Source organism: Sphingobacterium nematocida, assembly GCF_900168125.1.
GTDB lineage: Bacteria > Bacteroidota > Bacteroidia > Sphingobacteriales > Sphingobacteriaceae > Sphingobacterium > Sphingobacterium nematocida.
This window is the reverse complement of record NZ_FUZF01000002.1, coordinates 376229-399794: the sequence shown is the minus strand read 5'-3', so window position 1 is coordinate 399794 and position 23566 is coordinate 376229. Positions and strand designations below refer to the sequence as shown.

20 protein-coding genes are annotated in these 23566 nt (G+C 36.0%); 14 read left to right on the top strand and 6 right to left on the bottom strand.

Features of this window, described 5'->3' with window-relative positions; all coding sequences use genetic code 11:
• Positions 1–57: 57 nt before the first annotated feature.
• The 3 genes from B5X76_RS03990 to B5X76_RS03980 all read right to left on the bottom strand — a co-directional run bounded on the left by B5X76_RS03990 (position 58) and on the right by B5X76_RS03980 (position 5160).
• Entirely contained in the window at positions 58–3411 is a 3354-nt protein-coding gene (locus tag B5X76_RS03990) for a DEAD/DEAH box helicase (RefSeq protein WP_079641428.1), read from the bottom strand.
• Between the two features lie 119 nt (positions 3412–3530).
• Positions 3531–4400, bottom strand: a complete 870-nt coding sequence (locus tag B5X76_RS03985; RefSeq protein ID WP_079641426.1) for a DUF808 domain-containing protein — start codon at positions 4398–4400, stop codon at positions 3531–3533.
• Positions 4401–4656: 256 nt separating this feature from the next.
• A complete protein-coding gene (locus B5X76_RS03980; RefSeq protein WP_079641425.1) occupies positions 4657–5160 on the bottom strand; it encodes a DUF2480 family protein in 504 nt (167 codons plus the stop codon).
• A 204-nt stretch (positions 5161–5364) separates the two neighbouring features.
• Between B5X76_RS03980 and B5X76_RS03975 the strand changes: the two genes are divergently transcribed.
• From B5X76_RS03975 to B5X76_RS03950, 6 genes are all read left to right on the top strand, one after another.
• Complete coding sequence (locus B5X76_RS03975; protein ID WP_217699618.1) at positions 5365–6027, top strand: helix-turn-helix transcriptional regulator; 663 nt, start codon at positions 5365–5367, stop codon at positions 6025–6027.
• Positions 6028–6187: 160 nt separating this feature from the next.
• A complete protein-coding gene (gene rpsL, locus B5X76_RS03970; RefSeq protein ID WP_079641421.1) occupies positions 6188–6601 on the top strand; it encodes a 30S ribosomal protein S12 in 414 nt (137 codons plus the stop codon).
• Between the two features lie 19 nt (positions 6602–6620).
• Positions 6621–7088, top strand: coding sequence for a 30S ribosomal protein S7 (rpsG, locus tag B5X76_RS03965; RefSeq protein ID WP_022829265.1), 468 nt, complete (start codon positions 6621–6623; stop codon positions 7086–7088).
• Positions 7089–7220: 132 nt separating this feature from the next.
• On the top strand, positions 7221–9344 hold the full coding sequence (gene fusA, locus B5X76_RS03960) for an elongation factor G (RefSeq protein WP_079641420.1): 2124 nt from the start codon (positions 7221–7223) through the stop codon (positions 9342–9344).
• 71 nt (positions 9345–9415) lie between these two features.
• Positions 9416–9721 (top strand): 30S ribosomal protein S10, encoded by a 306-nt coding sequence (gene rpsJ, locus B5X76_RS03955; RefSeq protein WP_013667229.1) that lies wholly within the window; start codon positions 9416–9418, stop codon positions 9719–9721.
• A 75-nt stretch (positions 9722–9796) separates the two neighbouring features.
• Positions 9797–10513, top strand: a complete 717-nt coding sequence (locus B5X76_RS03950; RefSeq protein ID WP_079641419.1) for a 3-ketoacyl-ACP reductase — start codon at positions 9797–9799, stop codon at positions 10511–10513.
• Positions 10514–10570: 57 nt separating this feature from the next.
• On the opposite strand, the gene B5X76_RS03945 is transcribed toward B5X76_RS03950, so the two are convergent.
• The 3 genes from B5X76_RS03945 to B5X76_RS03935 form a co-directional block, all read right to left on the bottom strand.
• On the bottom strand, positions 10571–11209 hold the full coding sequence (locus B5X76_RS03945; protein WP_079641418.1) for an outer membrane beta-barrel protein: 639 nt from the start codon (positions 11207–11209) through the stop codon (positions 10571–10573).
• 392 nt (positions 11210–11601) lie between these two features.
• Positions 11602–12432, bottom strand: coding sequence for a universal stress protein (locus B5X76_RS03940; protein ID WP_079641417.1), 831 nt, complete (start codon positions 12430–12432; stop codon positions 11602–11604).
• 211 nt (positions 12433–12643) lie between these two features.
• Entirely contained in the window at positions 12644–13690 is a 1047-nt protein-coding gene (locus B5X76_RS03935) for a response regulator (protein WP_079641416.1), read from the bottom strand.
• Between the two features lie 213 nt (positions 13691–13903).
• On the opposite strand from B5X76_RS03935, the gene B5X76_RS03930 reads away from it, so the two are divergent.
• The 8 genes from B5X76_RS03930 to B5X76_RS03895 all read left to right on the top strand — a co-directional run bounded on the left by B5X76_RS03930 (position 13904) and on the right by B5X76_RS03895 (position 23554).
• Positions 13904–14341 carry a helix-turn-helix domain-containing protein gene (locus tag B5X76_RS03930; RefSeq protein WP_139375193.1) on the top strand — a complete coding sequence of 146 codons (438 nt, stop codon included), beginning with the start codon at positions 13904–13906 and terminating at the stop codon, positions 14339–14341.
• Positions 14342–14875: 534 nt separating this feature from the next.
• Positions 14876–15634 carry a polysaccharide biosynthesis/export family protein gene (locus B5X76_RS03925; protein ID WP_079641412.1) on the top strand — a complete coding sequence of 253 codons (759 nt, stop codon included), beginning with the start codon at positions 14876–14878 and terminating at the stop codon, positions 15632–15634.
• Between the two features lie 19 nt (positions 15635–15653).
• On the top strand, positions 15654–17942 hold the full coding sequence (locus B5X76_RS03920; RefSeq protein ID WP_079641410.1) for a GumC family protein: 2289 nt from the start codon (positions 15654–15656) through the stop codon (positions 17940–17942).
• A gap of 294 nt (positions 17943–18236) precedes the next feature.
• Positions 18237–18791, top strand: a complete 555-nt coding sequence (locus B5X76_RS03915) for a UpxY family transcription antiterminator (protein WP_139375192.1) — start codon at positions 18237–18239, stop codon at positions 18789–18791.
• Complete coding sequence (locus B5X76_RS03910) at positions 18779–20074, top strand: nucleotide sugar dehydrogenase (RefSeq protein ID WP_079641406.1); 1296 nt, start codon at positions 18779–18781, stop codon at positions 20072–20074. Before B5X76_RS03915 ends, B5X76_RS03910 begins: the two co-directional genes overlap by 13 nt.
• 3 nt (positions 20075–20077) lie before the next feature.
• On the top strand, positions 20078–21520 hold the full coding sequence (locus B5X76_RS03905; protein ID WP_079641404.1) for a lipopolysaccharide biosynthesis protein: 1443 nt from the start codon (positions 20078–20080) through the stop codon (positions 21518–21520).
• On the top strand, positions 21517–22683 hold the full coding sequence (locus B5X76_RS03900) for a DegT/DnrJ/EryC1/StrS family aminotransferase (protein WP_079641402.1): 1167 nt from the start codon (positions 21517–21519) through the stop codon (positions 22681–22683). The genes B5X76_RS03905 and B5X76_RS03900 overlap by 4 nt, the downstream gene beginning before the upstream one ends.
• A complete protein-coding gene (locus B5X76_RS03895) occupies positions 22670–23554 on the top strand; it encodes a glycosyltransferase (RefSeq protein WP_245800934.1) in 885 nt (294 codons plus the stop codon). Before B5X76_RS03900 ends, B5X76_RS03895 begins: the two co-directional genes overlap by 14 nt.
• The last annotated feature ends 12 nt before the right edge of the window (positions 23555–23566 follow it).

Sequence of the window (23566 nt, the reverse complement as noted above, 5' to 3'; positions counted from 1 at the left end):
ATTATAGTATTTGGGAAATGTGTTATACAATTATGATTGGATGCAGTTGGCTTACCATTAATTCATGGCACTGACCAAGCTTAAGAGCTCGTCCTTGGAAAGATCATTTAACCAACCCATATCACTGCTGATAAGATCGCTTGCGAGCTTTTGTTTACGCAGTTTGAGATCGATGATTTTTTCTTCGATAGTATTGGTACAGATCAAACGAACTGCAGTGACTTTTTTATCTTGGCCAATTCGGTAAATCCTATCGATGGCCTGACTTTCTACCGCGGGATTCCACCAAGGATCTACTAGATATACATAGTCTGCTTCTGTAAGATTTAAACCTACTCCGCCTGCTTTGAGACTGATAAGAAAAACACGGGGGCCTTCATTTTGTTGAAATTCAGCAACGATAGCTTTCCGATCTTTGGATTGTCCGGTCAGATAGGAATAAGCAATTTTATGCGCATCAAGCCTGTCTTTGATCAGATCAAGCATACCGACAAACTGGGAGAAAACCAGAATTTTATGCATTTGTATCTTGCCCAGAATCTGTTCAAGAAGCACATCTATTTTGACACTGTGCGATGCGGAATCGCCTTCTTGCAATAGAGCAGGCGAATTACATATCTGCCGGAGCTTGGTCAAAAAAGCCAAAACATGCAAACGATCATTGTCTAGGATGTCAGGATTGGTAGCAGTAATGTAGTTGCGTATCTCCTCTTCGTATGATGTGTAAACACTACGTTGCGCATCATTCATTTCACAATAGATAACGGCCTCCGTCTTTTCGGGTAATTCCTGTATCACTTGACTTTTGGTACGACGGAGTATAAATGGAGCTATCCGCTGCTCAAGCTCCTCGGCACGTCGCTTAAAATCAAATTGATCTATCGGTGTCGCATAGGTATCTTTAAAAAACTGTTTATTCCCCAACAACCCTGGACAGGCAAAGGAGAATAAACCGTAGATATCAAACGTACCATTTTCCACGGGTGTACCCGTCAAAACAATTCTATTATTGGATTTTAGAAGACAGACCGTCTTATATCTTTCGGAATTGGGATTTTTGATCAGCTGGCCTTCATCTAGAAAAACGTATTGAAAGTGCTCTCTTTTAAAGGTACTAATATCTGATGTAAGCACTCCATAACTAACCAACACCACATCGTAATCGGTCAAAACTTGCTGTTGCCGGGATCGTTGTCCATTGTTGTAATGCAATACCCGTAATTTGGGAGCAAAACGATTAAGCTCGTCTTCCCAATTAAAGAGCAAAGAAGTCGGTACGACTATCAGATTTGTAGTACCCTTATATTGTATTTTTAACCACAGCAAAAATGCGATAACCTGCACCGTCTTTCCAAGGCCCATGTCATCAGCAAGACAGCCTCCAAAACCAAAACGATCAAGAAAACATAACCAATTGAACCCATCCTGTTGGTAGGATCGCAAGATGGTCTTCAAACCTTCGGGTACAGCTACCTTGGGAATTTCGGTCGCTTCTAAGAAATCTCGCTGAAAGATATTGAGTTCTTCGCGCACCGCTGTTGTTAGAATTTCATTTTCAAAATGCGCAGCTACCTCTGAGAATCGGATCTTAGGAATATGAAGCAGTTCCTTTTCTAAATGGGCCAAACTAAAGTATTTGCTTATTTTATGCATCCATTCATCTGGAAGCAACCCATAAGTTCCATCATCCAACTCAACGTACTTGCTCTTATTTTTAAATGCGCGTTGAATCTGTCGGATACGGGCTATCTGTCCGCCAAAATCCAGTTTGACATGTACATTAAACCAATCCTTACCACTATTGACTTTGATATCTACTTTGGCCGTATAGGGGCTTATTCGGGTACCTTCCAGTTCTTTAAATCCCAAAATAGAGATCCCCTCACCGCGCCAAGAATCAAATGCAGCCAAGAACCAGGAATCATCAAAGAACTTGTCTTTGTGCAGGTAAAAATATTGTGCATAATGCAGCTGTTCTTCAAAATCAGCGTGCTGATGCAATACCAATGCTGTAAAGATATTTTCGTAGGTTGTGTCTCTCTTTATTTTGAATCTATTGCCTACCGCATCTGTACTGTATAACTGCTTTTGTGAATATACGGGCACCTCCATCTCTCCGTATCGAACAACGGGAGTAATAGAAATAAATGTACCTTCTTTTTGGAGGTATAATATACGTTCCATATCCGTCTTACACTCGGCCTGTTGTACCGGAGTAGCGACATGGATATAGTCATACTCGATATGTACGTAATCTTCAACGGGTGCTAAAAATTGGGAAACAAAGGCTTCGTACTTGGTACTATGGATCAGTAAAATCTCATTGTTGCTTTTTAAAAATTGGATAACCCGCAGGAGATCCGTGTCGGCTATATAAATATACTCGTGTTTAAAAAGTATAAAACAATCATTTTTAAGTACCAACTGGGATATAGGAATTGGAACTCCTAAAATAGACAAAGCACTGCTTATTTCATAAAATGGGTCCTTTTTGAGAACTGTAAGTTTCAGTTCGGGCTTAGTAATAGCAAGTTTCACAGGAAACAGGCTTTTTATAGCGACATTCTCAGATTTACTCCTATCGTGATAATACACAGCAAGTCCCATGGGGTTGGATGCTATAATCTTCAGCGCTAAAAGTTCTGTGTCTGTAGCATGGCCTTCAAATCGATTCTGATAGCTAAGCAAAGCCGTTAAAAACTTCGTTGTAGCAATGTCATTGTCTTGCAACAGCTGTCTGGTGAGATCGACAGGCTGCAATGGATTTTTTAATTTCCCCTGTTGAGTAGTTGATGCTTCAAATAAAAGAAAATTAATCTGATCATAAAAACGATGCTTACTCAATACCAGTATCCATTTATTTAGATCGCTTTGAGCCAGCAACTCGGATACATGGGATTTACTTCTGGCAAAGGAGGGTTGTTTTAAAAAGGTTTGATCGACACGGAACAGTTCTTTCTGCCGGCTAAAGATCTGAGCCTTTCCTTCGTCAAAACGTAATTGAAAATAAGCATCTATATCTTTTTCATTCTCTAGACCATATCCTTTGGCCAAACTACGGAATCGCGTATCCCGCAACTGATCATCAAAGAAAATACGGTAATCATCGCGTTTCAAAATAGCATCCAAAACCTCAACCTGATGAACGCACAGCGCGTCGGATCTATTGGCACAAGTACAGGATACCGTCAATACAGACGGTTCTTGACGGACACTAACTTTGGGATAACTTAAAGTGCTCGTCTCTTTAGTGAGAACTGCCTCATTTAGTTCTATATAGAGTGGATAAATGTAGGAGCTTTCGCCTAAGTCAACATAACTACTACCTATAGCAAGAAATCGCATTAGGTCGTAAATAGAACAGGAAGCTAACATAATATCTCTCAAAACAATAACATGCATCTGCTCCATGGCACTTTATTTTAGATTCCGACTACCGCTTCTACGTTCTATTTTGTAATTCCCTTTCCTTATTGAATTAAAAGCAAAAGGTGCCTTTACCACCTTTTCCATGGGCTCCTTATTTTCGATTATTTCTTTTTAACCGTAGAGATAACTACTTTAAAGACCATCATTATGAGTACGATAATAATACCTGCTATAAGCCCTATTGCAAATTCCTTTAAAACACTAGGAAGTGTAGGAAAAACATGATGGAGAAAGTCGATATTATGTGCAAAGATTCCTCCTGATACTAAGATTAATGCTATAGTACCAATAATAGCCAGTGCTTTGATTATCAAGGGCAACAATTTGACCAGACCTGCACCGAAACTAGCGACTAACTTGTTGCCATTAGATCGCTTAATCAGTCTATATCCCAGATCATCCATACGTACAATCAGCGCGACTATACCGTATACACCGATAGTGGCCAATAGCGCCACCACCGAGACAGTTAATATCTGCAGCGAAAGTTCCTTGTCCAAGACGGTCCCCAAGGCAATAATGACGATTTCCACAGACAGTATAAAATCGGTCGTAATTGCTGATTTTATTTTAGTTTTTTCGACGAGTTCGGGATTGTTCAAGGTCTCATCGATTACTTTTTCTCCGGTCTTCGGTTTATGGAAGAAATACTCCACAATTTTTTCTACCCCCTCATAGGCCAAATAAGCTCCTCCCAAGACAAGGACAACTTTTATGGCAATCGGAAAAAAAACATTGAGCAATAAAGCGATAGGTACAATAATAATTTTATTCAACAATGACCCTTTGGTGATTGCCCATAAAACAGGGATTTCCCTAGACGCCAGAAAACCAGTAGCTTTTTCAGCATTAACGGCAAGATCATCTCCCAGTATACCCGCTGTCTTCTTTGTTGCAATTTTACTAGCTACCGCTACATCATCCATTAACGCCGCGATATCGTCCAACACCGCAAAGATCCCTGATGCCATATGTTAAGAATTATATTATTAAGGGAGTAAATATATAATTAAACTGTACATCACACAAAATTTATCCTAATAAATAGAGTTCATCCTTTTGCTTATTTTGTATTACCTCTGGTAATAACTTGCAATAGTTTATAGTCGAACACGAAAAACATAGTAGTGAGAAAAGCGACCCAAAGAGTAGTCTACGTATCAGATCGTAAATAGAACTCGATGCTAACAGGGCATCTCTTAGAATGATAACATTACGAAACTGCATCTATCTTTTATAAATAACCTTCGGCATCCCAGCTTCTCCATACATCAAAGTTACGACTAGGGGGCGTAACTTTTCTACCACTGCCATAAAGAGATCCGCATTAATAACAGGATTCGCTTTGACCACTACTTTCTTGTCTTTCAAATGTGTAAAATCGGCTTTCATGATTTTATCTTTCCATATTAAATTTTTAACCTCATCAACGGATCTGTAGTCTATACGCATAGCTATACCGTGAAGCCGCTCGGCAAACATAAAATATACCCAAGTAGGAATAATCGTATCTTCACTACAGCCGACAGCTACTGCCTTTCCCTTTAACGAAGCCCAATTAAAAGCAGACAATGCTTCCTTAAACTCTTTTTCCTTTATAATAAGCCCCATAAAAAGAAAATCTTTGATATCGAGAAAGAAAATTTCCTCTTTGGGTTCATAATCGACTAGATCGACCGTTACAATTCCAGATAAATGCACTTTGTTTATAAAAACATCTTCCATATCCATTCTATTATCATTGTTAATTCGCTGTGTATTAACTTACATTCAAAGTCCTAGTACCATCCGAATGATGTAATAGTCGTAATGAATAAAATCAAAAAATCGTCTATATTCCATAATACAAAACTGAGAAAAGCCTCTTAATAAAACAAGCAAAAACTTGTTTTATTAAGAGGCTTACTTAACATCTTCAAAAAATTAGGCTTATCTTTGGACCTAAACATCCGAAGTAGAATGAAAAAAGAGAATGTTGATCGCATCCTTATGATCCTTAAAATGCATGGAAAGGCCTCTCTAACGTTGCTTGCCGCTGAACTGCAAATTACGAAGGAAGGTGCACGTCAACACCTTCAGAATCTCTCTTTGGCGGGCTTGGTATCTCTAATACAGAAGAGTGAAGGTGTAGGCAGACCTACAACTTATTATTCGCTGACCGAGAAAGGCCTTTCTCGATTTCCAGATACACACGCTCAGGTGACTGTTGATCTATTACATGCAATACAGACTCTTCTGGGTGAAAATGCCTTAGATCTTTTGATCACTGATCGTGAACACAAAATGTATACGCGGTATGCACAGACCATCCTCCATCTTGAAACATTAGAAGACAAGCTGAATGAGTTAACTCAGCTTCGTTCTGAAGAGGGATATATGGCTGAATGGAAAAAAGAAGAAAGCGCGTACTATTTCATAGAAAAGCATTGCCCTATTTGCGCTGCTGCAAGCGCATGCCAGGGATTCTGTCGAGCTGAACTACAAAACTTTGAAAAACTATTGGGTCCTGCCTATAAAATAAAAAGAGTCCAACATATATTAAGTCAGGATACACGCTGCATGTATGAGATTACAAAACCTAACGATCCAATTGACTAATTAAGCTTCGTCGCCCACTCTATCTATTTCCAAAAGCTAATTGTGTGAACAAAATCTTTGAAAGATTTTAAAGCTAACTATTTAGAGTTCAAAATATTCTTTATATCTTTGCAGACTTTAAAAAATTAATTTTTACAAATTAAAAAACAAAAAAAGGTAAATGCCTACTATTCAACAATTAGTTAGAAAAGGTAGAGTAGCTCTGGTAGACAAGAGTAAGTCACCAGCGTTGGACTCATGTCCACAGCGAAGAGGTGTATGTACACGTGTATATACTACTACCCCTAAAAAACCAAACTCAGCAATGCGTAAAGTAGCTCGTGTACGTTTAACAAACGGTAAAGAGGTTAACGCTTACATCCCTGGAGAAGGTCACAACTTACAAGAGCACTCGATCGTATTGATCCGTGGTGGTCGTGTTAAGGATTTACCAGGTGTACGTTACCACATCATCCGTGGTGCATTAGATACTTCAGGTGTAGCAGGTCGTAACCAACGTCGTTCTAAGTATGGAACTAAGCGTCCTAAACCAGGACAAGTAGCTGCAGCTCCAGCAAAAGGCAAAAAGAAATAATTAAACGGAGGAAAGAAAAATGAGAAAATCAAAACCAAAAAAGAGAATCATTTTACCTGATCCAAAGTTTAACGACGTTCAGGTAACACGTTTTGTAAACAATATGATGTTTGACGGTAAAAAATCTATCGCTTACTCTATTTTTTACGATGCAGTAGAATTAGTAGAACAAAAAACACAAGAGAACGGGTTGGAAGCTTGGAAAAAAGCTTTAAACAACGTAATGCCTGCAGTAGAGGTTAAATCTCGTCGTGTTGGTGGTGCCAACTTCCAAGTTCCTATGGAAGTACGTCCTGAGCGTAAAATCGCTTTAGGTATGAAATGGTTAATTTCTTACGCTCGCAAACGCGGTGAGAAAACTATGTTCGAAAAATTAGCAGGAGAGATCATTTCAGCTTCTAAAGGTGAAGGTGCTGCTGTTAAGAAGAAAGAAGATACGCATAAAATGGCTGAGGCTAACAAAGCGTTCTCACACTTCAGATTCTAATTTTGAAAACGACAAAACAAATATGATTACACCGATCTTTGATAATAGAGTTAAATCGTTATCGGGATCGGTGTACTTATTTAAACTGTTAAAACAAACAAAAGCCTCCTAAGGGCAAACTGCAAAATTAATATGGCAAAAGATTTAAAATTAGTTAGAAATATCGGTATCGCTGCTCACATCGATGCTGGTAAAACTACCACCACAGAGCGTATCTTATTCTACTCTGGTGTAAACCACAAATTGGGAGAGACACACGAGGGTTCGGCTACGACTGACTGGATGGCGCAAGAGCAAGAACGTGGTATCACGATCACTTCTGCAGCTGTAACTGTATTCTGGAACTACCGTAACAATAAATATCAAGTAAACGTAATCGATACACCAGGACACGTGGATTTCACGGTTGAGGTAAACCGTTCATTACGTGTACTAGATGGACTAGTTTTCTTGTTCTCTGCTGTTGATGGTGTTGAACCTCAATCAGAAACTAACTGGAGATTAGCAGATGGCTATAAAGTACCTCGTATTGGATTTGTAAACAAAATGGACCGTTCAGGTGCCGACTTCTTAAAAGTTGTTGGTCAAGTAAAATCCATGTTAGGATCTAATGCTGTTGCTTTACAATTACCTATCGGTGCTGAAGATGATTTCGAAGGTGTAGTTGACTTAATCAACAACCGTGGTATGGTGTGGAATGAAGCTGATAAAGGCATGACTTTTACAGAAGTTCCAATTCCTGCAGATATGTTGGATGAAGTAGCTGAGTACCGTGAGAAATTATTAGAAGCAGTAGCTTCTTATGATGAGTCTTTGATGGAGAAATTCTTTGAAGATCCAAACTCATTGACTGAGCGTGAGATCTTGAATGCTCTACGTGCAGCGGTATTGGATAACGCTATCGTCCCTATGGTATGTGGTTCATCTTTCAAGAACAAAGGTGTACAGACTATGCTTGACTTAGTAATGGAATTATTGCCTTCACCTCTTGATATCGAAGCGGTAAAAGGTACTAACCCTAACACTGGTGAAGAAATCGAGCGTAAACCATCTGAAGCAGAACCATTCGCAGCATTAGGTTTCAAAATCGCTACTGACCCATTCGTAGGCCGTTTATGTTTTGTACGCGCTTATTCAGGTGTGTTAGAAGCAGGTTCTTACGTGTTGAATACACGTTCAGGAAACAGAGAACGTATTTCTCGTATCTTCCAAATGCATGCTAATAAGCAAAATCCTATCGAGCGTATCGGAGCTGGTGATATTGGTGCTGTTGTTGGTTTCAAAGACATCAAAACTGGTGATACACTATGTGACGAGAAAAACCCTATCGTTCTTGAGTCAATGCAATTCCCAGAGCCGGTTATCGGTTTAGCTATTGAGCCTAAAACTCAAGCTGATATTGATAAATTAGGTATTGGTCTTGGTAAACTAGCAGAGGAAGATCCTACATTCGTAGTAAAAACAGACGAAGAGACTGGTCAAACTGTAATCTCTGGTATGGGTGAGCTTCACTTAGATATCTTGATCGACCGTTTACGTCGTGAGTTCAAAGTTGAAGTAAACCAAGGCGCGCCTCAAGTTGCTTACAAAGAGTCTATCAAAGGTAGTACAGAGCACCGTGAAGTTTACAAAAAACAATCAGGTGGTCGTGGTAAATTTGCGGATATCAAAGTTGTTATCTCTCCAATTGATGAAGATTATGACACTTCAAAATCTGCGCTTCAATTCGTAAATGAAATCGTAGGTGGTGCTATTCCTAAAGAATACATTCCTTCAGTTCAAAAAGGATTTGAGATGTCATTGAAAAATGGTGTTTTAGCTGGTTTCCCTCTATCAGGCATGAAAGTTCGTTTGATTGATGGTTCATTCCACGCAGTCGATTCAGATGCTTTGTCATTCGAATTGGCAGCGAAAATGGCTTACCGTCAAGGACTACCTAAATGTTCTCCAACATTAATGGAGCCAATCATGAAGGTAGAAGTATTGACACCTGAAGAAAACATGGGTGATGTAATGGGTGACTTAAACCGTCGTCGTGGTCAGATGCAAGGTCTTGATACGCGTAATGGCGCTCAAGTAATCAAAGCTATCGTTCCTCTTTCTGAGATGTTTGGTTATGTAACGCAATTGCGTACGATTACTTCAGGTCGTGCAACTTCTACTATGGAGTTTGATCACTATGCAGAAGCACCTCGTAACGTACAAGACGATGTGATTGCAAAATCTAAAGGTAAAATCAAAGCTATCGAAGAATAGTTAAGATAAAAACAAACCGACCGCTGGTTGCGAATAGCTCTAATCAGCGGTCATCTTTAAAACAATAAAAAATGAGCCAAAGAATCAGAATCAAATTGAAATCTTACGATTACAATTTAGTTGACAAATCAGCTGAGAAAATCGTAAAAACGGTAAAACCTACAGGTGCAGTTGTTAGTGGACCTATTCCATTGCCTACTGAGAAAAAAATCTACACGGTATTACGTTCACCACACGTTAACAAAAAAGCACGTGAGCAATTCCAATTATGTTCTTACAAGAGATTGTTAGACATCTATTCATCAAACTCTAAAACTGTTGATGCATTGATGAAATTAGAATTACCTTCAGGTGTTGAAGTTGAAATCAAAGTGTGATAGATTTCAGTTACTGAAAAAGAAAAGCCTTCTCTAACAAGAAGGCTTTTTTGTTTTTAATAAGTAGCTTTGTATATGGAGAACTTAAAAGGAAAAAATGCTTTAATAACTGGTGGCGGCAGAGGCTTAGGTAAAGCAACCGCACTGGCTTTTGCTAAAGAAGGCATCAATATTGCTATCACAGGTAGAAATGAGTCTTTATTGAAAGAAACTGTATCCGAACTATCCGAACTAGGGATAAAAGCTACCTATGCGATTTTTGATGTAGCAGATTTTGACAGTGTAATCTCATCCATCGAAAAATTAACAACGGACTTTGGAACGTTTGACATTTTAGTAAATAATGCCGGTGTAGCTGCTTTTGGATCCGTATTGGACATGGACCCAAAGACCTGGAAAGAAATTGTCGAAACGAACCTGTTGGGCACCTACTATGTCACCAAAGCAGTACTTCCGCAGCTTATAGAAAAAAATGAAGGTGATATTATCAATGTATCGTCTACCGCTGGTCTAAATGGTGCAGCCACAACTTCAGCCTATAGCGCGTCCAAATTTGGAGTTATTGGCTTCTCGGACTCATTAATGCGTGAAGTACGTAAGAACAATATACGGGTTTGTACTTTGATGCCCAGTACGATTGCATCGGATATGTCCAAGGAATTGAATTTGACGGACGGGAACCCTGAGACCGTATTACAACCTGAGGACTTTGCCGAGCTAATCGTGGCCAACTTAAAATTGCCCCGTAGAGCGATGTTAAAATCGGCTTCCCTCTGGTCCACAAATCCATAAATAACAAAAAAGCCTCACAAAATGTGAGGCTTTCTATTTTTTGAACTTCTATTCAAATTAGAATTTGAAAGTCAAACCAAATTTAGCAGTGTTAAAGAAGTTATTGAAAACATTTACGTTAGTATTGAATTCAGTCTCAGCTTTAGCACCATCTACATCAGCTTTACGTGAGTTGAAAGAAACAACATCAGCAAAAGCAAAGTTAACAGCGATTTTCTCAGTCAAGAAGAAGTTAGCACCAATACCTGCATTAGCACCAAATCCATTGAATTTAACCGCGTCAGTTTTAACATCACCAACTTTAGTCTCACCTAATTTTTCGTTAGTGTAACCAACACCTACTTCTGTGTAAGTTTTGAAACGTGAACCAACTTCTAAGAAGTAGTAACGACCAAAAGCACCAACACCAAAGTTCTTGTTTGTAGCAACAGTTTTGATATCACCTGCGTAAGTAGTTTTTTTGTCTTGACCAAAACCGAAGTCAACTCCAACAGCAATTTTATCAGTCACGAAGTAACCTGCTTTAGGGTTGAAGTTCAATACAGAAGTTTTAGCTTTAGTACCTTTGTCATTTGTATTGTTTGTAGCAAGATTACCTTCTACGATGAAGTTACCTTTTTCAAAACCAAACTCTTGCGCTTGAGAAGCAGCAGTCAAACCTGCAACAGCAGTTAATGTAAGTAAAAATTTTTTCATATCTTTTTAATTTATATTTAACACTGGCAAATGTAGAACTTTTTGAAATCAAAAAAAGAATGAAAAGTCTCCTAATTGTCACAACAACCAACACAAAAACACAAACACCTAAAAAACAATACATTACAAGTGTAACAATCATGTTTTTTATTATAAATCGAAAAAAAACACCTATTTGATATCATTTTCATACTGCAAAAGCCTTACAAATACTGACCATGTAATCAAAAAGGTCAATCATTTAAAAAGTTTCAAATAGAACTATTGCAAATAGAACCTTATTTTGCTAAGAAGCATATTAAGTCTATGATATAGTTACAGAAAAACCATTAAAGAACCGTTCCAACTTTAATGACACCTGTATATATTAGATTGAAACTCTTGGGGATTATTTACTTTTTATAAGTTAATATCGGGATTTTTCTAAAGAGAGCCAATTCCTCTGTCGTTGAGGAATAAAGTATGGAGTTTAAATAGTGTTTAGATTTATTTATAAAAAAAACGACTAGGGACGGTCTTATTTTTCTAATCGCTAGATCAATATCTTCAATTAAAGTGTTCGCAGAGGTTCTGAGAGCATATTTAACCTTAACCACAACTCCTACCCTTTTGAACAACCGCGCTTCTAAAAGTGTAGCTTTAAGCATAATTTCTCGTGGAAAGACAACATGCAACAACTTAATTTCAACATTAAGTATTTTTACAAACTCTACGATCTTCTTGATTTCCTTTTGATAATTATTCATATCTGAAGCGTAACAAATACTATCTATAGTTTTTGTCTTATAAAAACTGGGCACACTAATTACGGGAACTGGCGATTTCGCAATTATTTTATTTGCCGAGGCACCAATCGTCTTTTTCAATCTCCCTCTCCCCTGAATACCATGGCATATACAGGTACATTTATGCTTGGCCACACATCTCAAAATAGTGGTCACTATATTTGGATTCATCTGAAGGTCTATCTCAAAATTAACGGCAGGTGCTTCTATGCTACTAAAAATTCGATCTAAAAACTTGTTTAACTTAGTTAATATAAATTCTCTTCTGACTTGGCGGTAATTTTCAAACCGATGAGGTCGCCAGCTTTTGGGTTTCAAAAGATGATAAACATGCACAATAATCAACGTCGCACCTTTTAATTGCGACAATTTATAGGCAAACTGAATCGCTGAAGTAGAGCGAGCCGAAAGATCTGTAGCTACCAGAATTTTTTCCATACATTTCCATCATTTTTCGCCAAAATTACTTTTAGAATAGTACAGATACAATGACGGCTATCAGTCAAAATACTGATCGTTAACGTAAAATATGCTTTACATATAATTTGGTGGTATACACTTTTCAAGATCAATCGAGATTGTCTTACACAGGCATTTTTCGAGAAGGTTACTTATAATTGTTGTAAAGAAAGGGCAACAAAAAGCTTATTTAGCTTTTCATCTTTATTAAACCGTAAAGATCCTTAATCTGGATTTGACTTCCATTTCTTTCTATCAACCCCCTTTCTTTAAAATCGGTAAGTATTCTACTAACGGTTTCTGTAGCAATACCAGCAAGTCCAGCAAGCTCATCCCTACAAATATCTATTTGGTCTATTGGGACCGCATCCTTATTTAACCGAACCAATACTTGTGCAAGTCTTTTTCTCACAGACTCATAAGCAAGCTCTATGAGTTGATCTTCTTTTTCGTGTAAATTGGCTGATAATATTTTAATAAAGTGTTGATTAAGTTCAACATGTTCGTTTAATAAATCAATAATCGCACTTTTAGATATAAAATAAAGAGATGAATTCTGAGTAGCTTCGGCACTTTCAAGCCAAGGATCATCTAGTAACAAAGTATCCAAACCAATAAAACTTTTGGGCTTATACAACCCTGTAATCATTTGTCGTCCATCGTGTGTTAGTTTCAATGTCTTAATACAACCTTCGACCAATAGATAAAGCCATTGCGAATGATCGCTTTCGTAATACAACGTTTGTTTCTTTTTGATATGCCGTATTTTGCATTGAGAAATAAGATCGAACAGTTTTTCCAGGCCTTTGCCATTATGGGGATGATTGTTAATCGTCTCGCTAATCGGCAATGATGTCCAATTCTGATTCTTATTCTTGTTAATTCGAGCTTCTACAGATCTAACAAGCTGATCGCCCTGAAATGGCTTGGTAACAAAATCATCAGCGCCACAAGCTATTCCTTTTTTTACAATATCTGGAGTCGATAATGCGTTCAAAAAGACAAAGGGTATTTTAGTAGTGGATGGATTTTTTGACAATATAGATAATACTCCAAAACCATCTATATTTGACAACACAGTATTGCATAATATTAAACTAGGGAGTTTACTTATTGCTAGGTTAATCCCTATTTCGCTATTAAATGCTGCTGTTACTTCATACCCTGAATTTCTTAATATATCCGAATATTTACCCAGTAAATCCGGATCATTTTCGATAATTAAAATATTTTTCATTTTGTCAATACCTATAGCAGATCATTCATAAATCTACTTCTAATTCTACTTCGCGCCAATTTTTTCTTAAAAAGTGTAGCGTTTCAGCGACAAAACCGAAATTAAAATATGTGACCATCGTCACTATAAATATTGACAAGCATCATTTCGCATATAAAACATTTGAAGGAAATTTAAATGAAAATTAATTATGAACTAAAAATTAAGAGAATTATGAGCGCTATCAAATCGGGGATTGATTTTTTTAAAATTGGTTTAAATAACGAAAGCAACAGAGCTGCCTTAAAATATTCTTCGCAAAAACATGCTGGTAGTATTGTAGAGTCTATTATTAGAAAGCAAGGTCATAATATAAGTAAGTTGGCCAGATATATGAAGATTAGCAGGTGTACGTTATACAATTGGTTTGAGCATGATACTTTACCTTTTGATATATTAGTAAGAATTGGCTCTCATATTAATTATGATTTTTCTTCTGATTTTCCTGAAGTTTTTTGCTCCAATTCAGATACTAAATTAGAAAATCATCCTTTCCAAAACCAATTCACAGAAAATGAGAAGATTGACTATTGGATAAGAAAATATATACTTCTATTAGAAAAATACAACGAGTGTCTATTAAACCAAAATCACTCTCAACAACCTAAATAATTTTTTTGATTCAGCATATTCGTTCATAATATACCTCCATATCCTTTTAGATATTTTAGCTCATATGTACTAAGCTCAAGTTTAAAGCTTAGTTATGTTCGTCTTTTGGGTATTATGCGCGATTTGTACCCGTCTTTATATTCCTCACCATTAAGGCTACTCAACACCTTACGAGCTCCTCACCCATTCTATCTGCTATATGCATTTTTCTTTTGATTAGCTGTTGTCTAAAACTGTAAAGAAATCAAATGTTTAAACTGAGAAATGCATATCTGCCGTTTTACAACTTTTCTCAAATCGATATACAATAAAAATTATATTCACAACATATTAAATACAACCAATTATTGTACATATGGTAATTCACTTTTTTTACACCTCCTGTTAAATCTGTTTAACAAAATCGTAAATTTTTGTAAAACCTGTATACCATTTATACACTTTAAATACAAAGTAATTTGCTGCATAAATTATTGATAGTTTTATACATAACTTAGTTGTAAAGAAGTTTTTCACATTTTAAGATATAAAATCATGAAAACAAAACACCTGCTAATTATTATATATATTCTCACTTTTTGCTCATGTGCGCAAAAAAGAGACTTGGCTTATTTCAGCAATTTAGCTCAGCAAAGCGACGAGGAAACCATACAAGATGAACCAATAAAAATACAACAAAACGATCTCTTGAGGATAAATATAAATAGTCTTAACCCGGAATCAAACACGTTATTTACGATCAATCGCCAAAATGCACCAACAGGTACTTATGAAGGACCGACAGGCTATAGAGTTGCTAAAGACGGAATGATTACTATGCCCGTAATAGGAAATATTAAAGTGGAAGGCTTGACTATAACACAAACCCAAGATGTGTTAATAGAAAAACTAGCTAAATATGTTAAAGAACCAATGGTTGAAGTACAACTTTTAAATTTTAAGATTACTGTAATCGGAGAAGTAAATAAACCCTCGAGCTTTACCATACCTGGTGATCATATTAATTTATTAGAGGCGCTTGGTATGGCAGGCGATATGACGGTTTATGGTAAACGAGAAAACGTATTAGTTATTAGAGAGCAAAATGGAAAAAGAACAATGAAAAGGTTGAATTTAAACCAACAAGATGTTCTTAATGATCGCTTTTTTAATCTGATGCAAAACGATATAGTTTATGTGGAGCCGGATAAATCTAAAGCTATAGAGTATAGCCCTAGCACGAGAATTATGCCTATTGTTATCGCTTCTATATCGGCAGTAGCTGTCCTGATTTCAGCCATTTTAAGAAATTAATTACTTAAGGAATAAGATCATGTTTGCAGAAAAGAACTTAAACGGCCCTAAAGATTTTGCAGAGGCTTTGAAAAGGTTTACCAAAAATTGGCCCTATTTTTTAATTAGCATTACGATAGCAATAGCATTCGTTTATGGCTTCTTGTTCATAACACCTCCTGTTTATAAAATTAGCAGCACATTATTAGTACAAGATGATAAAGAGGGTGCTTCTATGTCTAACGGCACTGCTTTTAGCGATTTGAACATGTTCCAAACCACTAAAACAGTTGAAAATGAAACTGAAATTTTCAGATCAAGAGACCTGATATCTAAAGTTTTAAAAGATTTGAATCTGGAGACATCATACTTTCAAAAAGCAGGTTTTAAAACAATAGAGTTATACGGTAATACATTACCTATTAAAGTAGAAGTGCAGGAATTAAAAAAAGGGGCTTATTCCAGATCTATAGAAATTACATCTATTAACGACAACCAATTTCGTTTAACAGATAGTAATATTAATTTGATTGCAAATTATAATCAACCTATCAAAAATAAAAACTATACAATACACATAAAGAAAGGGCCTGCTTTCAAAAATGAATATGGGAAAATAAATATTCATTTTCAAGATCTGTATAAACTGACAGAATCATACAGCTTAGCTAGGTTGAATATAGTTCCTGTAGTTAAAGATGCTAATACTATTGTAATTAGTTTGAACGATAATATTCCGCAACGGGGATTAGATATTTTAACAAATCTTATTGAAAACTATAATATTAATAATGTAAACAATAAAAATATTATCGCTCAAAATACAATTAAGTTTATAGATAACAGATTAAAATACTTAATAAACGACTTAGCTGGAGCGGAACAAGATGTAGAGAACTTCAAACAACAAAATCAAGTGACCGATTTAGGCATAGATGCACAATTAAATGCAACAAGGTCGGTTGAATACAATCAATTGTTAGCAGAATCAGTTATAAAGCTCGGCCTGGTAAAATCTATCGAAGGTTATTTTCAAAGCAATCAGGCACAAGGCAGTTTAGCGCCAAGCGCCATGGGAATAGAAGATCCTGTACTAAATGTGATGATTGGAAAGTTTAATGATTTACAGTTAGAAAGAAACAGAATGCTTCGTACAGCTAATGTTGAAAATCCTCTTGTTTTAAATTTGAATGATCAATTATCAAGTTTAAAAAGCAATATTCTGGAAAACTTAAAGTCAATTAAAAGTGGGTTTAATATTCAGAAAAACAATTTGCAAAAAAATTATTCACAATTCTATAGTAAAAGCAAATCTGTCCCTACAATAGAAAGAGGACTTTTGGAAAGAAGTAGAGAGCAAAGTGTGAAAACTGGCTTATACCATTACTTGTTGCAAAAACGTGAAGAAACAGCATTATCATTGTCTACAACTGTACCTACATCACAAGTTATAGATAGACCCGCTTATAATACGGCACCTATTGCTCCAAAAGCACAAATGCTTTATTTATGTGGCCTAGTCTTCGGATGCTTAATACCTGCAGGGTTTATTTATGTTAGAGGATTTTTCAACAATAAAGTTAGGGATGCCAGAACCATTGAGCTAACAGGTGCAAAATTGCTAGGCGAACTTTCCCACAATCTAGATAAAGGTACCAATGTTTTTCAAACAGACCATCGCTCCACTATTTCCGAACTATTTAGGTACATACGAATGAATTTAAGCTTTATGACAAATCAACGTCATAAAGTGATATTGGTTACATCCAGTATGAAAGGGGAAGGAAAGACATTTTTTAGCATCAATTTGGCGACTACATTAGGAATGCTTAGTAAAAAAGTAGTTATTGTAGAATTTGATTTAAGGAGACCCGTACTATTAAAAAAGTTAAACTTATCATCAACGCTAGGAATTACAGATTATCTTGATGATGAATATATTTCTGTAGATGATATTATCCAACCCAGTCTATTATCAGATAATGTCAGTGTAATTGGGTGTTCAGAAATCCCAAAAAATCCAGCAGAAATGATAATGAGCCCTAGAGTTGATGAACTCCTAAGCGAACTAAAAAAACGCTTTGACTATATTATTTTAGATACATCTCCAGTTGGACAAGTAGCTGATGCTTTCAGTTTAGCACCTTATGTAGATGTGAGTATTTATCTGGTAAGATATAACTACACAAATAACTATCAATTAGCTATACTGAAAGATATTAACGACGAAAATAAGCTTAAAAATCTTATGGTAGTATTTAACGATGCTAAAAGAGAAAAGAACCAAAAGTACGGTTATGGGGGCTACGGATATGCCATGCCAAACTAACATTCTTCTTAAAAGAAGAAAATAGATCTATTGCAATATTAAAACAATAACCATTATATAAATAAACTTACGCTGCACCTGACTTGAAATAAATGATCTTTAAATAATTATTTTAGCCGCCTCTAATTTACCCTTTGTCTAATTACTTTACAAAAACACACCCTCATCACTGTAAGTGATATGGCGAAGCCCTGCACCCCAAAGTAGCAAACCAGGAATTACATATTGTCCGGAAAATTCTATTGGGTCTAATAAAACAACACATTTTTTTACTTCCTCTTAATGAATCTAACAATGGAAATGGGATTAAATTACAAAAGAAAACTTGAAAAAAACTGGTTGGTTATTTATGTACGTCCCCGTTGGGAAAAAAAGGTTGATAGGCTATTGCAAGAACAAGGGGTTGAGACTTTCTGTCCCTTAAGAACTACCGAAAACCAATGGGCGGATAGAAAAAAGAAGGTTAGTGTACCACTTTTTACCGGTTATGTTTTTGTTAAAATAGATGATAGAGATCTTACAAAGGTTAGATATACGCTTGGTGTAATTAACTACATCTATTTTATGGGGAAACCAGCTGTGATAAGGGAGTCAGAAATTGAACAGCTGAAGGAACTGGTGAAGACATATAATAACCTTGAAATAATTAACCTAAATGATCTTTCGCCTGGTGATAGAGTAAGAATTAGAAGTGGCTTATTCTATAATCACGAAGGTAAAATAATCAAAGTACAAGGAAAAACAGTACTAATGTCGCTTGACCATATAGAATGTGCATTGGTAACCTGTATTGAGATTAATCATCTTGTAAAAGCTTCACCTTTAAACACAGCATTATGCACAAGATAGAACCCACAAGAATAGCCGTAATTGGTCTTGGGTATGTTGGACTTCCACTCGCAGTAGAGTTTGCCAAAAAGCATAAAGTTATTGGTTTTGATATTCTCCAACGAAGAGTGGATGAACTTAACGAAGGTAAAGATGGCACTTTAGAGGTCAGCGAAGAAGAACTTAAAAAAGTGCTAACTTTTGACTGTACAGATCCAAATGGATTGTATTGCACGAGCGAAAAAGACAAATTAAATTCTTGTCAAGTTTTTATAGTCACCGTCCCGACACCTGTTGATAAGAATAATAGACCAGATTTAACGCCATTAATAAAAGCAAGTGCGCTAGTAGCAGGTGTATTAAAAAAAGGTGATATTGTCGTTTATGAATCCACTGTATATCCCGGTGTAACAGAAGATGAATGTGTACCTATTTTAGTAGAAAAATCAGGGTTAATTTATAACGAAGATTTTTTTGTAGGGTATTCGCCAGAACGGATCAATCCTGGAGATAAAGAACATACAGTTGCCAATATACTAAAAATAACTTCGGGCTCTACACCAGAAACGGCGACTACAATTGATAATCTTTATAGATCTGTAATTGGGGCAGGCACACACAAAGCCTCATCAATAAAAGTCGCAGAAGCAGCAAAGATCATAGAAAATGCACAAAGAGACATCAACATTGCATTTGTTAATGAATTAGCGATGATTTTTAACAGACTGGGTATAGATACCACTGAAGTGCTTACTGCTGCAGGTACAAAGTGGAATTTCCTGAATTTCAGACCCGGTTTAGTCGGTGGGCATTGTATAGGTGTTGATCCATATTACCTTGCACAAAAAGCACAGGAAGTTGGTTATCATCCTGAAATTATTTTAGCTGGGCGCCGCGTAAACGATGGAATGGGAGCTTATGTAGCAGATCAGCTTATTAAACAAATGATCTATAACGGCACGCATATCATAGATGCAGATGTGTTGGTTTTAGGATTTACTTTTAAGGAAAATTGTCCTGATGTAAGGAATACAAAGGTAATCGACATAGTTAGGAGGTTAGAAGAATATAAAGTAAAGGTCTGCATTCACGATCCTTGGGCCAATTCAGATCAAGTTAAACAAGAGTATGGTGTGATTTGTCAGAACGGGGAGTCGAAAAAGAGACAATATGATGCAATTTTAATAGCCGTTGCTCATCAGGAATTTAAACACCTCGACCTTACAAAGCTTTGCAAAGAAAATACGGTCGTTTACGACATCAAATCAGTCTTACCAAATACCATGGTAAGTGCACGCTTATAACAAATGACTTTAAAGGAAAAGACCATCTCTGGCGTAATATGGTCAGTAGGTCAGCAATTTGGTTCTAAACTAATTAGTTTTTTTATAACCATAGTGCTTGCTCGCATTTTAACTCCGGCAGAATTTGGGTTAATAGCCATGTTATCGGTATTTATATCCATCGGAAATACATTACTAGACAGTGGTCTTACTTCTTCGCTTATACGGACGACCGATGCAGATCAAAAAGATTTTTCTACCGTTTTTTATTTTAATTTGATAGGAAGCACAATACTTTATTTTATATTATATTTTTGCGCCCCTCTTATTTCATCGTTTTACCATCAGCAAGTTCTTACAGGTATCATTCGTGTTTATAGTCTGATATTTATCTTAAATGCTTTCTTTGGTGTACAAAACACCCGTCTTGTAAAAGAGATGAGGTTTAAAACACAAACAAACATACAAATACCGTCCTCTTTAGCTGGGGGAATTTTAGGAATTATCCTTGCTAAAACCGGATATGGCGTTTGGAGTCTGGTATGGATGAGTTTATTTACCACATTTTTGTCTACCATACTTCATTGGATATATTCAGACTGGCGTCCAGCTTTGATATTTGATAAAACAAGTTTTAACCGTCATTTTTATTTTGGTTATAAAATGACCCTATCGGGAATACTTGACACCCTTTACCAGAATATATATACACTTATTATAGGTAAATTTTACTCTGCTACTCAACTAGGATATTATTCACGGGCCGATTCTATCAGTCAGCTACCAACAGCAAATATTTCAGCAGCTGTCAATAAAGTCACCTATCCGATGTTTTCAGAAATATCCCATAATAATGTGCAATTGAAAAGGGTAAACAAAAAAGTGATGCAGCAGGTTATTTTTTGGAATGCTCCCATACTGATTTTTATGAGTGCCGCAGCTCAACCTCTTTTTAGTTTTTTATTAACCGATAAATGGTTGCCAGCAGTACCTTATTTTCAAATACTTTGTATTGCTGGTGTAATGCAGCCCCTTCATGCGTATAATTTGAATATTTTAAAGGTAAAAGGTCGGAGCGATTTGTTTTTAAAGCTGGAGGTTATTAAAAAAGTACTAAGTGTAATAGGCATTTTGAGTGTAATACCATTCGGTATTTACGGCCTGTTATATTTTCAATTATCCTTTAATTTTATTGGATTTTACATCAACACAATCTATAGTGGAAAGATGATTAACTATCCGGTCAAAGAACAGATATTTGATATTTTACCCACCATAATCTTATCTGTCTTTATTGGTATTTCAACTTATCTTCTTGATTCTTTCTTAGTGGATTCTTTTAATATTAACAATTTGACACGGATTATCATAAGTGCGGTGTTTTACGCTCTTACTTATTTAAGTATCAGCAATCTTATAAACCTTACGGCAATAATAGATTTTAAACAATTAATTCTAAAAAGATGATACCAGTAACTAAGCCATTTCTTCCTAGAGTAGAGGAATTTGAAAACTATGTAAAAAGTATTTGGGACCGCCAATGGTTAACCAATAACGGCCCTCTGGTTAATGATTTGGAACTTAAACTCAAACAGTATCTAAATCTAGATTATTTATTATATGTATCCAATGGTACTATTGCTCTCCAAATGGCTATTAGAGCATTGGAATTGAAAGGAGAAGTTATTACAACTCCATTCTCTTTTGTTGCTACGACAAATAGTATTTTATGGCAGGGCTGCAAACCAGTATATGTGGATATCGATCCGGATACGTTCAATATTGATCCCAATAAAATCGAAGCTGCAATTACCCCTAAAACCTCCGCGATATTGGCAACCCATGTTTATGGCAACCCATGTAATATTGATGCAATACAAAGTATTGCTGATAAACATGGTTTAAAGGTGATATATGATGCTGCGCATTGTTTCGGAACAAAATATAAAAACAGATCAGTTTTTGAATATGGAGACATTAGTACTACAAGCTTTCACGCCACTAAATTGTTTCACACGATAGAAGGTGGAGCGGTTTTTACTAAAAAACCAGAATTGTTAGAGAAAATGGCATTTATGCGAAATTTTGGATACAGCGGTCCCGATACCCTTGCGCTGGCAGGTATAAATGCAAAAAATTCGGAATTTCATGCAGCTATGGGGTTGTGTAATCTAGGACATATTGATGCCATTCTCGAAAAGAGAAGATCTTTGTCTCTGCATTACCGAGAGAACCTGAAAAAGTTAAAAGTTAAATTTCAGTTCATTGATTCTGCTCCCGATTACAACTACGCCTACTGTCCAATTCTTTTCGATTCAGAAGAACTGATGCATGATTGTATTGTCAAACTTGAATTGGCGGGTGTATATTGCAGAAGGTATTTTTTTCCTTCTTTGGCTACATTACCGTTTGTAAGCCGTAAAAGAATGCCCGTTTGCGATTCTGTGGTAAAGAGAATTGTTTGCCTGCCTCTGTATGATACACTCACCATCCCCGATCTGGATATGATTTCACGTATATTATTGAGAGCACAGAAATACCCTGTGAAAACCATTAATACACAAAAAGGCTTTGGAGAATTGATTGCCAATCGAATAGAAAAAGTCATAAATGGTCATGAAAAAAAGTAAACCAGCTATGAAAAGTATAGAAACAGAAGTGATGGTTAGCATCTGCTGTGTAACTTACAATCATGAGAAGTATATAGCACAGGCTATTGAGGGCTACTTGATGCAACAAACATCTTTTAAATTTGAGATTCTTATCGGAGAAGATTGTTCTACCGATAATACCAGAAAAATTGTAGAAGAATATGTGCTAAAACATCCTGATAAAATAAAATTAATTACTTCAGAATCTAACGTGGGTGTCCATAAGAACGCAGTAAGACTGAATAAAGAGGTAAAAGGCAAATATTTAACCCAATGCGACGGAGATGATTATTGGACTGACCCTTTAAAATTGCAAAAACAAGTTGATTTTTTAGAACAAAATCAGGAGTATATAATGTGTTGTCATTATTCGAAAAGGATTAAAGAAAATAATGAAATATATTATATGAATTTAAATCCAAAACCAATAATCTATTCGTTTGAGGATATATTATTCGATAATGATTTTGAAACAGTACTCAATACAATTCTTTTCAGAAATACGCCCGAAATTAGAGAAATTTACTCAACAGATTGGTTTTTTAAATTTAATGCGCCAGACAGATTTCTTAAACTTTATTTAACATTTACTTCTGGAAAGAAAATCTATGTTTTACCCGAAATAATGTGCTGCTATAGAAAGCATTCGGGAGGCATCTGGAGCATGTTAAAAGCAAAAAGTTTAAAACAAAAAACACTTGATGATTTGTACTTGATTATTGAAATTTTTAAATATTCCCGCGTTCAAAAAATCAAGTTGCTTCTCTATTATCTTAAAAAATATTTCCTATTTGAAGTTAGAGATCACAGTCTACAAAATGCTTTTAGTACAATAAGAACCATATTGTAAGTAGTTAGAAAA

Excerpts from the sequence above, each read along its gene's own strand:
- B5X76_RS03980 (WP_079641425.1), bottom strand. The coding sequence starts at position 5,160 with ATGGATATGGAAGATGTTTTTATAAACAAAGTGCATTTATCTGGAATT.
- fusA (WP_079641420.1), top strand. The coding sequence starts at position 7,221 with ATGGCAAAAGATTTAAAATTAGTTAGAAATATCGGTATCGCTGCTCAC.
- B5X76_RS03935 (WP_079641416.1), bottom strand. The coding sequence starts at position 13,690 with ATGAAAAATATTTTAATTATCGAAAATGATCCGGATTTACTGGGTAAA.
- rpsG (WP_022829265.1), top strand. The coding sequence starts at position 6,621 with ATGAGAAAATCAAAACCAAAAAAGAGAATCATTTTACCTGATCCAAAG.
- B5X76_RS03920 (WP_079641410.1), top strand. The coding sequence starts at position 15,654 with ATGTTTGCAGAAAAGAACTTAAACGGCCCTAAAGATTTTGCAGAGGCT.
- B5X76_RS03925 (WP_079641412.1), top strand. The coding sequence starts at position 14,876 with ATGAAAACAAAACACCTGCTAATTATTATATATATTCTCACTTTTTGC.
- B5X76_RS03930 (WP_139375193.1), top strand. The coding sequence starts at position 13,904 with ATGAGCGCTATCAAATCGGGGATTGATTTTTTTAAAATTGGTTTAAAT.
- B5X76_RS03895 (WP_245800934.1), top strand. The coding sequence starts at position 22,670 with ATGAAAAAAAGTAAACCAGCTATGAAAAGTATAGAAACAGAAGTGATG.
- B5X76_RS03985 (WP_079641426.1), bottom strand. The coding sequence starts at position 4,400 with ATGGCATCAGGGATCTTTGCGGTGTTGGACGATATCGCGGCGTTAATG.
- B5X76_RS03905 (WP_079641404.1), top strand. The coding sequence starts at position 20,078 with ATGACTTTAAAGGAAAAGACCATCTCTGGCGTAATATGGTCAGTAGGT.
- rpsL (WP_079641421.1), top strand. The coding sequence starts at position 6,188 with ATGCCTACTATTCAACAATTAGTTAGAAAAGGTAGAGTAGCTCTGGTA.
- rpsJ (WP_013667229.1), top strand. The coding sequence starts at position 9,416 with ATGAGCCAAAGAATCAGAATCAAATTGAAATCTTACGATTACAATTTA.
- B5X76_RS03945 (WP_079641418.1), bottom strand. The coding sequence starts at position 11,209 with ATGAAAAAATTTTTACTTACATTAACTGCTGTTGCAGGTTTGACTGCT.
- B5X76_RS03900 (WP_079641402.1), top strand. The coding sequence starts at position 21,517 with ATGATACCAGTAACTAAGCCATTTCTTCCTAGAGTAGAGGAATTTGAA.
- B5X76_RS03950 (WP_079641419.1), top strand. The coding sequence starts at position 9,797 with ATGGAGAACTTAAAAGGAAAAAATGCTTTAATAACTGGTGGCGGCAGA.
- B5X76_RS03910 (WP_079641406.1), top strand. The coding sequence starts at position 18,779 with ATGCACAAGATAGAACCCACAAGAATAGCCGTAATTGGTCTTGGGTAT.
- B5X76_RS03940 (WP_079641417.1), bottom strand. The coding sequence starts at position 12,432 with ATGGAAAAAATTCTGGTAGCTACAGATCTTTCGGCTCGCTCTACTTCA.
- B5X76_RS03915 (WP_139375192.1), top strand. The coding sequence starts at position 18,237 with ATGGAAATGGGATTAAATTACAAAAGAAAACTTGAAAAAAACTGGTTG.
- B5X76_RS03990 (WP_079641428.1), bottom strand. The coding sequence starts at position 3,411 with ATGGAGCAGATGCATGTTATTGTTTTGAGAGATATTATGTTAGCTTCC.